The sequence below is a fragment of the Paenibacillus sp. GCM10027629 genome, assembly GCF_042676425.1.
Classification (GTDB): Bacteria; Bacillota; Bacilli; order Paenibacillales; family Paenibacillaceae; genus Paenibacillus_K; species Paenibacillus_K terrigena.
The window spans coordinates 813,172-824,991 of record NZ_JBHTGZ010000003.1; the positions used below are offsets into that span (position 1 = coordinate 813,172).

General features: G+C 47.8%; 9 protein-coding genes. All 9 read left to right on the top strand.

Annotated elements, in window-relative coordinates:
• Position 1: 1 nt before the first annotated feature.
• The 9 genes from ACFQZR_RS04270 to ACFQZR_RS04310 all read left to right on the top strand — a co-directional run bounded on the left by ACFQZR_RS04270 (position 2) and on the right by ACFQZR_RS04310 (position 11,816).
• Positions 2 to 898, top strand: a complete 897-nt coding sequence (locus tag ACFQZR_RS04270; RefSeq protein ID WP_379343164.1) for a carbohydrate ABC transporter permease — start codon at positions 2 to 4, stop codon at positions 896 to 898.
• Positions 895 to 1,878 carry a carbohydrate ABC transporter permease gene (locus ACFQZR_RS04275; RefSeq protein WP_379343166.1) on the top strand — a complete coding sequence of 328 codons (984 nt, stop codon included), beginning with the start codon at positions 895 to 897 and terminating at the stop codon, positions 1,876 to 1,878. Before ACFQZR_RS04270 ends, ACFQZR_RS04275 begins: the two co-directional genes overlap by 4 nt.
• Before the next feature lie 33 nt (positions 1,879 to 1,911).
• Positions 1,912 to 2,682: an IclR family transcriptional regulator gene (locus ACFQZR_RS04280; RefSeq protein WP_379343168.1), complete on the top strand. Its 771-nt coding sequence runs from the start codon at positions 1,912 to 1,914 to the stop codon at positions 2,680 to 2,682.
• A 41-nt stretch (positions 2,683 to 2,723) separates the two neighbouring features.
• Positions 2,724 to 4,178: a M81 family metallopeptidase gene (locus ACFQZR_RS04285; protein ID WP_379343170.1), complete on the top strand. Its 1,455-nt coding sequence runs from the start codon at positions 2,724 to 2,726 to the stop codon at positions 4,176 to 4,178.
• A 28-nt stretch (positions 4,179 to 4,206) separates the two neighbouring features.
• Positions 4,207 to 5,520 (top strand): aspartate aminotransferase family protein, encoded by a 1,314-nt coding sequence (locus ACFQZR_RS04290; protein WP_379343172.1) that lies wholly within the window; start codon positions 4,207 to 4,209, stop codon positions 5,518 to 5,520.
• Positions 5,521 to 5,533: 13 nt separating this feature from the next.
• A complete protein-coding gene (locus ACFQZR_RS04295; RefSeq protein WP_379343174.1) occupies positions 5,534 to 6,163 on the top strand; it encodes a carbohydrate-binding family 9-like protein in 630 nt (209 codons plus the stop codon).
• A 128-nt stretch (positions 6,164 to 6,291) separates the two neighbouring features.
• Positions 6,292 to 7,062: an IclR family transcriptional regulator gene (locus ACFQZR_RS04300; protein ID WP_379343176.1), complete on the top strand. Its 771-nt coding sequence runs from the start codon at positions 6,292 to 6,294 to the stop codon at positions 7,060 to 7,062.
• A gap of 170 nt (positions 7,063 to 7,232) precedes the next feature.
• The gene (locus ACFQZR_RS04305) at positions 7,233 to 9,500 is read left to right on the top strand and encodes a ligand-binding sensor domain-containing protein (protein ID WP_379343178.1); all 2,268 of its coding nucleotides are present in this window, start codon (positions 7,233 to 7,235) and stop codon (positions 9,498 to 9,500) included.
• 18 nt (positions 9,501 to 9,518) lie between these two features.
• Positions 9,519 to 11,816 carry an FAD-dependent oxidoreductase gene (locus tag ACFQZR_RS04310; RefSeq protein ID WP_379343180.1) on the top strand — a complete coding sequence of 766 codons (2,298 nt, stop codon included), beginning with the start codon at positions 9,519 to 9,521 and terminating at the stop codon, positions 11,814 to 11,816.
• Positions 11,817 to 11,820 lie beyond the last annotated feature (4 nt).

Consider the following 11,820-nt stretch of genomic DNA (forward strand, 5'->3'; position numbering starts at 1 on the left):
GATGAACTCAATCAAGGAGCGCCGGAGAAGCTATTTACAATTCCGCTGGAAAGAGTATGGCGTCGGATACTTGTTTATGCTCCCTTGGCTCATCGGATTTGTCTTATTCGTCGCTTTCCCGATCGGTTCGTCGTTGTATAACAGCTTCAACAAAATATTGATTACGAGCGATGGCTTTCAATACAAGTGGGTCGGCCTGGAAAATTATAGACAGATGCTGGTCGTAAATAACGCATATCCGATCATATTGATCAGTTATTTTCAAGAAATGATCGCGATTATCCCGCTTATCCTCGTATTTTCATTTTTCGTCGCTTTAATGCTGAACCAGAAGTTTCCCGGCCGCGGGCTTATGCGTGCTGTATTCTTTCTTCCTGTTATATTTGCAACTGGCCAGGTGCTGATGGAGCTGTTCGTACAAGGCGCTGGAGAGCTGCCATTTATGAAGGAATACAATATTAACGCGTTCGTAGAACAATTCTTCTATGGCGGACTCGCGACAACGATCATTAATGTACTTAGCAAAGCGGTTATCATTCTATGGTATTCCGGTGTACAAATCCTGATCTTTATTGCCGGCTTTCAGACGATTCCAAAATCGTTATATGAAGCGATTCGTGTAGACGGGGCTTCGCCGTGGGAAAGCTTCTGGAAGATTACTTTTCCAGGCATGGTTCCTTTTATCGGGCTCAACGCCATCTTTACCATTGTTGACTTGTTTACATTTCCGTTCAACCCTGTCATGAAAATCGTCGGACGAAATATGTTTGAGCCGAGTACAGGCTACGGATATGCGAGCGCAATGGCATGGCTGTATTTCGGCATCATATTGCTGTTGCTGGGCATTGTGTTAGGTATTACCTACAGGGCGACCAAAGGAAACGGGGGATTACGATGAAGCTGGCCGAAAGCTACCGGCAGATGAGGTTGGAAGTATCGCAATTCTTTACGAGCCGTCAGTCACAAAAGGTGAAGAAGCTTGTGTTAGGTCAAAATATGAATGATGGCTTACTTGCCAAATTCATCATTATCGCATTGCTGACCGTCATCGCCTTCTTGTATTTGAAGCCCCTTATTTATATGGTCTCGACCAGCATGAAGAGTGTTTCTGACCTGATTGATCCAACCGTAGGCGTTATCCCGCGTACGATACACACTAAAAATTATATAGACGGCTGGATTGGGCTTCGTTATCCCGAAGCATTCATGAATACGCTGATCATCGCTTTCGTCGGATCGATCTTGCAGGTGTTTTCCTGCGCGATTACCGGCTATGCGTTGGCGAGATTAAAGTTTCCAGGCAAAAATCTATTTTTCTTTCTCATTCTTGTCACTTTTCTCGTTCCGCCGCAAATTACGCTGGTTCCGCTGTATATGGTATACAGTAAGCTGGGCCTGCTGAATTCGCCACTTGTATTTCTCATCCCTGCACTTTTTGGTCAGGGAATGCGCGGCGCTTTATTTATTATCATCTTCCGTCAATTCTTCTTATCCCAGCCTAAGGCGTTGGAAGAGGCGGCCAAGATGGATGGTGCTTCTGTGTTTCGATTGTTCTTCCGAATCATGCTGCCGCTTGCGAGTTCGGCTTGTCTCGTTGTATTCCTGTTTTCATTCATCTGGTATTGGAACATGTACTACGAGCCGTCGATGTTCCTAAGCAAAGACTTTATTCCGCTGTCGTTGCGATTAAGCTCATTTGAAACCGAGTTAATGGGGAACTGGGCCATCAATTATAGCACTGCTGTTGGAAAAGACCCGATATCAGAAGGCCCCAAGATGGCGGCGGCATTCTTAATCATCGTACCGCCATTGGTCGTGTATCTGATTGCACAGCGATGGTTCACAGAAGGCATTGAACGTACAGGAATGGTTGACTAGTTGATAAATACAGAATGAAGGGCAGGAATGGTTATGGTTGCACAATCTCCAAAGGTAAAATCAGCAGACCGTGTATTAGATATCCTCGAATTATTTACAGGACAGAAGGATTCATACAATCTGACCGAGATATCTAAAGAATTGAATATGCCTCCCAGCAGCACCTACTTGATCCTGCAAAATATGCTGAACCGCGGATATCTAGAGACCGATCGACACGGAAAGCAGTTTCGTATTGGCTACAAGCTGTTCACGATTCGCTCAGGCTATATGCGGAGTACGAGTTTAACGGGAGAGTTCAGCCAAATTGCGCAAAAGATCGTGGATGATCTTAACGAAACGGTCAGCTTAGCGATTAAAGCGGGCGATCAGCTTCTATACATCGGAGAAAAAGCAAGCACGCAAGCGCTGCGTTTTAATCCGAACGTCGGTACGACGCTGCCGCTGCATGCGACAGCATCAGGTAAAATTATGCTGTCAGATCTGACAATGGAAGAGCTCCGTATATTGTATCCGTCCGATCAATTGGAACAAACGACGGAGAAGACGATATCCAGCTTCGAGGACTTGATTACTGAGCTCGAAAAGGTGAAACGAGCAGGATTCGGCTATAACTTGGGTGAGACGGTGGATGGCGTCCATTGTGTAGCTGGCGCCGTCTTTGATGCTGAAGATCGCATTGCGGCTTCAATCAGCATATCGATTCCAGCACTGCGCATTACAGAAGAGGTGTGGGAGCGAGTCCACAGCTGGATTACGCGCGCTTGCGAGGAGTTAAGCTATAAAGTTTACCGCCAGCAATGATTTCTTGCTTCGATGTCATTTCGTTGATAGGAGGATCTGTTATGAACATTGCGGTGGTTGGACTGGTCCATGAAACCAATACATTTGCTCCCGGTAGGACGGACTTACATGCATTTCAATCCGAATGGGTGCAGGGTAATGAGGCATTCCTGTCACGTTATACAGGTACACGAACATCCATGGGGGGCGTGATCGACGTAGCCTCAGCATATGGATTGGAATTGACAGCCGGATTCTATACATCGGCGACGCCAAGCGGAATGATAACGGCGGAAACGGCTGAAGCATTAATGCAGCGAGTGGTGGATTCAGTAGATGAAAATGTCGACGGCCTCCTCGTGATCCTTCACGGTGCCATGGTCGCAGAAGAAATCTCGGACTTGGAAGGAGAACTTCTCCGTCGTATTCGAGAGAAGGTAGGCAAGACGCATCCCATTGCGTGTACGCTGGACCTCCACGCTAATATTAGTGTGGATATGGTTGAACTGTCAGATGTTCTCGTAGGTTATGATACGTACCCGCATGTCGATGTGTATGAACGCGCTGCAGAAGCTGTCCAACTTCTTGTTCGTATGATCCGAGGGGAGATTACACCTATACGTGCGTGTTCTCGGCCGAATATGCTTGTCGTTCCACAGATGATGATGACGGAAGAACCGGGTCCCATGCAAGAAATTATGGAGCGGGCATTCGCGATCGAACGAGAGCATTCCGTACTTAATGTAACGATTGCCGGAGGCTTCCCGTATAGTGATGTGCCGGAAGCAGGTGTCTCTGTCGTCGTGACAACAGATGTTGATCAGGAGCTAGCGGATCGGTATGCTGAGCAATTAAGCCGGATGTTCTGGGAGCGCAGAGAACGCTTTAGCTATGAAGCTCTTGATCCGCAAGTAGCTGCTGCAATGGCATTCGCTAAGCCGGAAGGACCTGTCATTCTTGTAGAAGGCTCAGACAATGTAGGTGGCGGCGCTCCCGCTGATGCTACGCATGTCCTTGCCCAGTTGATCAATCCGCCGAAGAAGAGCCTGATTGTCATCCGCGATGAAGCTGCTGTTCGGGCTGCCCATCGTCTAGGTATAGGCGGACAATTTCACGAACGCATCGGCGGTAAGAGCGATGCGCTTCATGGGCTGCCTGTTGAGGTATCAGGCAGAGTTCGGCTCTTAGGTGACGGAGATTACACCCATATCGGAGAGTATATGACGGGTCAGCGGGCATCGATGGGAAAGACTGCTGTCATTGAAGCCGATAAGCTGACCGTGGTATTAACAGAGCTCAGAACGCCGCCATGGGATCCGGGTCACTTAAGCTCCATCGGGATTCGCGCACAAGACTATCATGTGATCGTGGTGAAGTCTGCGATCGCCTGGAAGACCGCCTTTGGCTCCATATGCAAGTCAATTATTCCCATAGATTCACCAGGCTGCTGCGGTTCAGATTTATTTGCTCTGACATACAACCATCTAAGCCGGCCCGTATTTCCTTTCGATTCGTAACGGCAATTCAAAGAGGAGGCATGGCACAATGTCAATTTTCAAAGCTTCAATCGATAAATATGCTCAAGCACAAGCCTATGTAGCGGGGGGAGTGGCCAGTTCGCTTCGCGCATCCATGAAGCCGGTTCCGATATATGTAGAATCGGCACAAGGAGCTAAGCTCCGCGATATCGATGGCAATGAATACATCGATTATATGCTGGCTTACGGGCCGCTCATCTTAGGGCATGCGCATGGAGGCATGACTGCCTCCATTGCTGCTGCTATGAGCCACGGCTATACCTACGGATTGCAGCATGATGGAGAGATCAAGCTCGCCAAACAATTAGTCGAAATCCTCCCGTGCGCAGATAAAGTAGCTTTCAGCGGCTCAGGGACAGAAGCAGTCATGCTGGCGCTTCGATTGGCGCGAGCACACACGGGGAAACGTAAAATCGTGCGTTTCCACGGCCACTATCACGGCTGGTCTGACGCCATCTACACTTCATTTCCTGGAGCAGGCATTGTACAAACCGGAGATACGCTCGGGTCAGGATCTGTTCTCCCAGGAACGATGGGGCAGAGTTACAATAGCTTAGAAGATATGATCTTGCTGCCATGGAACGATCCAGACGCGCTGGAAACAACGCTGCGGTCGCATGCCGACGAGATTGCTGCAGTGATATCAGAGCCGATCATGTGCAATTCGGGCTGCTTGATGCCGAAGCTAGGCTATCTGGAGCAGATGCGCCAGTTAACTGAAGAGCTGGGCATCGTACTCATATTTGATGAGGTTATTACAGGCTTCCGTCTCGGTTTAGGAGGAGCGCATGGGAAATTCGGCATCAAGCCGGATCTAGTTACGATCGGCAAAGCTTTGGGCGGAGGCATTGCGATCAGTGCTGTTGCGGGAAACTCACAGCTTATGAAGCTGATCGATGATGGAAAAGTGAGTCATCTCGGAACATTGAACGGGAACTGCATCGCGACTTCAGCAGCCCTTGCGACCATTCAGGAACTGGCTAAGGATCATGGCGCGGTCTTTGAGATAATGGAAGAGCTATTCGTCACATTGGCGGATGGGATACGCAGCAGCCTAGCGAAGCACGGTATGAAAGGGATCGTCAACCAAGTAGGACCTGTACTACATATGATGTTCATTGATGCAGATACAGTCAATGAATTTGATACGTTTAACACGAGAGATGCAGGGCTGTATGCCCGATTCGCCGAGCTTATGCTTGGCGAAGGTGTGCTGCTGCGAATGAACGGATTATGGTATATCTCAACAGCGCACACGCAAGCCGATATCAACCAAACTCTTCGAGTCGTTGACCGTGTTCTGGGTCAATTGAACGAATAAGCGGAGGAAGCGAATGCAAGAGACGATTTATCATTATTTGTGCAAAAAGGTAGAGCTTCGTCCCGATCAAATGCGTGTTATCCCTTGGGATGAGATGGAGGAAGTTGTGCTTGTTGAGACGGCGTCCGGCGCATCTGCCCGGATGTCAACAACAGCGAAGGCTTGCTGGACGGAGGCGAATGTTTGTTTCTTATTCCGCTGCCAGGATGATTATATCGTTGCAAATTATACTAATCGCGACGATCCGATATATAATGAAGATGTCGTAGAGATCTTTATTGATGAGGCAGGCGATGGAAGGCGATATATCGAGCTTGAGCTTAGCCCAAAGCTGGTTGTATTTGACGCGGTCATTGAGAATGATCTAGCTGGACATATCAAGCTGGACATTGCCTGGAATATTGATGACTTGATTACAAGCGTGTATCGGATAGAGGATGCTATGTATCCATTTGAATATGAAATCATGATCCCACATCATGCATTCTCGAACGCGATCTCAGCTGGGAAGCAGTGGCGTGTAAATCTATATCGAATCGATGAGCAGAACGACGGGACGAAAGAGTATTTGGCATGGTCGCCTACGAAAGCAATCGATTTTCATAAACCAGAATATTTCGGATTCATGACTTTCGTAGAATGAGCGACCGTGTATATACCCATTTCCATATAGCGGAAGTATGTATTTACTGATAAAATATGGATGACATAGGAAGTCATCATCCCAAAATACTAGATCATGTAACTAATGTGAAAGAGGAAGGATTCCATATGGAACAATCATCACCAAGAGTTAAATCTGCTGACCGTGTGCTGGATATTTTTGAATTATTTACGGAAGAGAAGGATTCCTTTACGCTTACTGAAATTGCAAAGTCATTAAATATGCCCTCCAGCAGTACCTATCAAATATTACAAAATATGCTGAGTCGAGGTTATTTGGAGACAGACAGTTCAGGAAAGAACTTTCAACTGGGCAATAAAATTTTTGAGATTCGAGTGAAGCATCGCCTCAATACGGATTTAACGAAGGAATTCTACAGATCAGCAACCAAGATAGCTGAAATATTGAATGAGACCGTGTTCCTGAGTATTCGCAGTGGAGACAATAATGTGTACATTGCGGAGAAACAAATTGCGCAGCCAATGCGCTTCAATAACAACTTAGGTTCCGTGCTGCCCCTACATGCATCTGCTTCTGGGAAGATATTATTATCGCGTATGTCAGACGAAGAAATTGACTCATTATACCCAAATGAGCAATTGTTGACCTACACAAGCAAGACGATTTCGAGTGTCACTGCTTTGAAGGCTGAGCTTATTAAAGTACGTGAGGAGAATATCGCCTACAATTATGGGGAGTCGATTGAGGGAGTTCATTGCATTGCCGGACCCATTATCGATATGGAAGGTCATGTGGTTGCTTCGGTCAGTGTGTCGATTCCGGAAATTCGCATTACCGATTTGTTGTGGGAGAATGCCCATCTTTGTATTTCGAAGGCCTGTAATGAAATAAGCAATCGTATGTATTTGCAAAACTAAGTTATCATCTAAAAACGATCGTGATCAGTCCTGACTGAGAGCGGTCGTTTTTTGTGAGAGCTTAATTTTCACAAATAAGAAAAAGATAAGCATATATGAAAAAACCAATTGACTATATATAACAGTAAAGATAGAATTTTCTTAAAGATAGCTATATTGGAGGGGAATAGATGACTTCTAATCTGCTTGCTGCGATTCCAGAGCATGTTACGCGTTTTGTACAGCTGCCTAATGAAAAAGGACATAATGCGGTATGGGACTTTGTACGTTCTCCCGATGATCGTTTCTATGTTAGTGTGTGCGGAGAGAATGAAAAGCCGTTAACGGCCTTGCTGTACGAGTATTACCCAATAACCGGCGAACTTAGACTGATTGTCGATGTTGAGAAGGCTTGGATCGTAGATGCAGAGCAGATGCCCCCGAGTAAGATCCATACAAGCATTGATTTTCTTCCTGATGGGAGATTAATCATGGCGACACATAATACAGCCCCAGCGCCAGGGCATAAGCAGTGGATGTTCGAGCAGTATTATGAGCATCCATGGGAAGGTTATCCCGGTTCGATTCTCATGATCGTGAATCCCGATACGAATGAAGTGGAGATCAAAGGGATTCCTGTTCCTAGAGAGAGCATCTATGGCGGCATGCTGGGCAATAATCCACGATTCTATTATTTTATGGGCTATATGAGAGGTCATCTGTACCGATTGGAACTGCATACGAATGAAGTGAAGGATTACGGTAAAGTATCCGAATTCTCCTCCTGTCGCTTGCTGAAGGATGATAAAGGACGCTTTTATGGAAGCTCTTACACAGGGGGGATATGGCGGTTCGACCCTGAAACGGAGACGGTGACCGATCTGAAAGTTAACTTTCATTCTCCGCATGGACATAGACATCGAAGACAATTTATATTTGGTCTTCATTCACCCCGCGGCAGTATGTTTATGGTTGATAATATGGATGGAGAAATGATAGAGATTCACACAGAAACGCTAGAGGTAACACGACACGGCCATATCCACTTGCCGGAACAGCCCCCGGTGGAACCGTATGGTATTGGAGGATTAGCTGCAGATGATCAATTTATTCTGTATTACGGATTAAAGACGAATGACGGCTATAGCCCGATCCGCTTGGTCAGATGGGATATTCTGAATGATGGAAAGCCAGAGAATCTTGGCTTAATTACGCCAAACGGCAAGGACTCACAATACATTTGCGAAATGATCTTTGATCGTGAAGGGTGGCTTCATATGGTGGATGTATGCGGTGAATTTTCACCTTATATTCTCGCTGTTGATATGAAAAAGCTGCTGCCGCCTGGACCTGATGCGCCATCCGCCCCACTTAGACCTTATTATGAACCAAGCTACAATGGTGTTGGTGTACCCGCGTATATGCATATTGTCGCGAAGAAGACTCGAACGCTGCCGTTGCATCAGCATATGGATTGGCGGGATACAGCAGTCAGCCATGTGCAAGCCTCCAATGGCAAGGTGTACTGTATAAGCGGCCAAGACCGGGTACTTCTGTCTGAATCCGACTATGCTGACGGCGGCTCTCCTCACATAACCACTGTGTATAGCAATGGAGCACCGGTTTCTTGTATCGACATGAAAAATCGGTCGGTTGCTGTCCTGACGAGCGATGGTCATATATTGATCGTCGATCTGCTATCAGGAAGCTGCACGAATTGCATGCGGTTACCAGCGGAAATCGAGCTTGTTAAGCTGCTGATTCACTTAGAATCAGGGGAAATCCTAGCTAGCAGCCAGGATAAAGCACTTCATCTTCTTGAATGGATGGATAGCAGCGGCGAGTGTCATCTTCGAACGTTGAATAACATTGCACTACAAACGACAGATTCATACCCAATCCCGTTGAAAGATCGCACCCTGCTGCTATCTGGATGCAATGATGACATTTTGCTCTATGATCTGGACACGATGTGCACTGAACAGCTAGAGGTGAAGTCTTCATCGCTAAGGGGAAGATCGTTCAAGGCGATGATTACAGGCGGAGCAGTATTAGCGGATGGAACGGTCGTGGCAGGTACATACGACGGTATGCTGTTCACGCTGTCACCGGATTTAAGAAGGAGGTGCTCCTATGGCAGACTCTACTCCAGCGGACAGCTTCGGAACTTCATCAAGTTGAATGATCATGAAGTTGTTGGCGTGTATGGGGGTATTCGAGATGCAGGGCATATCTTTCATTATGAGCGTGATAGCGGCTTTGTTGATCTGGGAAGACCTCGCGTCGTGAAAGATAACAATGAGCTGTCTACAATTAATGCGGAGTGGGCGAACATTCATTTTATATCCTGCATCGCATATTCTCCTGGCGATGATTCTCTGCACATTGCTTCAGGCGAAGCATATGGAAGCGTAGTTCGATTTACTGGAGTTCGGGTTCAGGGAGCAGGTCCTAATTGAACTTAGGAGTTGAGTAGGGTGAACACACATGAGATGATTCGATCCGCTTATCGCAGGGTAGAGGAAACTTATGATATCGTCGTTTGCGGCGGCGGCCTTGCTGGTTTATGCGCCGCTGTTGCTGCCGCACGACATGGCGCAAAGGTATGCCTTGTTCAGGATCGTCCTGTATTTGGTGGTAACAGTTCTTCAGAAATTCGTGTGCCACCGCAAGGGGCTGCTAGCTCTCATGCCTATGCGAAGGAAACAGGCATTATCTCCGAACTGCTCATTGAGGAGCGAGCGCGTAACCATGAGGACCCGACAGGCGATAATGGCTGGATCAACAGTATCTGGGATTTGATACAGTACGAGATGGTTATGGCAACGTCGAATTTGAGCTTTCGGCTGAACACCGCCGTAAAAGGTGTGTTAATGAAAGATGAATTAACAATAGAGGCGGTTGTCGCACAGGTTAATCATGCGGAGACTGAACTCGTCTTACGAGCCAATACGTTCATCGACTGTACGGGCGACGGCATTGTTGCGGCATTTGCCGGCTGTGAGTGGCGTATGGGCACGGAAGGTCGAGATGAATACAATGAGCCGCACGCTCCTTTACAGGCAAGCAGCGCGGTTATGGGCAATTCCATTCATTTCAAAGCAAAGGATATGGGACGTCCTGTTCCATTCACAGCGCCTGATTGGGCGGTAAAGTATGAGGATCCCGATTTCTTCTACAAGCATGGGCGTTGGCCTGGTGATACGAAGAGCGGCTATTGGTGGATCGAATTATCGGTCCCTTGGCATACGATTTATGACAATGAAAAGCTTCGGCATGAACTGACAAGACATGTAATGGGAATATGGGATTGGATCAAGAATGGTGACAGCGAGTTCAGAGGTATATCGGCGAACTATGCGCTTGATTGGATCGGGCAAGTACCAGGAAAACGCGAGAGCCGACGGATTGTCGGCGAATACTGGATGACGGAGCATGATCCGCTGCAGAAAACGGTATTTCATGATGAGATTGCCTATGGCGGCTGGTTTATTGATCTGCATGAGCCAGGGGGATTGTTGGCTCCAGTTAGTGAGAGAACGACTTCCGAAGGGCACGACAGCAGCTACGGAGCTACGACCTATGTCGGCCCATACGGTATTCCGCTTCGCATATTGATTGCGAAGGGAATGAACAATGTCATGATGGCCGGACGGAATGTCAGCGTGACGCACGCTGCTCTAGGTACGGTGCGGGTTCAAGGCACAACAGCTCTCATGGGGCAGGCTGCGGGAACGGCTGCCGCAATCGCGATTCAGACTGGCATGCCGGTAAGACAGGTGCCAGAGCTTGCTGCACGCGAAGTTCAACAGGCCTTGCTGCGTGACGGGTGCTTTCTATTAAATACGCATAACGAGGATCCAGACGATCTCGCGAGATTGGCTTCCGTATATGCGAGCAGCGAGGCTAAGCTGTCGGGCGCAGAGCCTTCACTTCAAGTTGAATCGAGAATCAATGAAGCGTTAGCCAGTCGGCGAGGACAATGGATCGCTGTCGGCGCTGACCGCATTGACATGCTATCGTTATGCTTGAGCAACTTATCGGACACGGTGCAGACGATCGAAGCTCGCTTATATGCGGTCGAGCATATTTGGGATTATCGCACTGAGCCGGGGGAAGCGCTTGCGATTGCGACGCTGGCAGTCGATCCCGGCAATAAGCAATGGATCGATTGGAAGATGGACCTAGATGTATCACGGCTGAAAGGTCAATACATTCGAGTGGATCTGTTGGCTAATCCACTCGTTTGCTGGTACGCTGCCGACAAGGTCGTTCCTGGTCATGTCAGCGCTTATGATCTTCTGAACGGATTTATGCGCAGATTCGGCAACGGACTGACCATGAGCTTCCGCATCTTCCCGGAACAAGCCTGCTATAGCGCCAATCAGGTGTTAAGCGGTGTTACCCGGCCTTATCGCAGCACCAATCAATGGCGTTCGGATCCGGCGAAGTCTCTACCGCAGTGGGTCGAGCTTTCCTGGTCCGAACCCGTTCAAGCGAGAAGCATTGAGTTGACTTTCCCAGGATATATTCTTCGCGATTATCGCTCCTATCCAGCCTTCTACCGCGATCCGGAGTGTCCGCGAGATGTGAGAGCGGAAGCATTTATTCAAGGTCAATGGTTAGAGATCGGCAGTCTGGCTGGAAATTATCAGCGCAAAGCCACGATTCGACTGGAACAGCCTGTTCAGACGGATCGCGTACGAATAACGGTGCTCGCAACGAATGGCGATGCATCTGCATCATTATATGAGATCCGTGTCTATGCTATATAGCCTA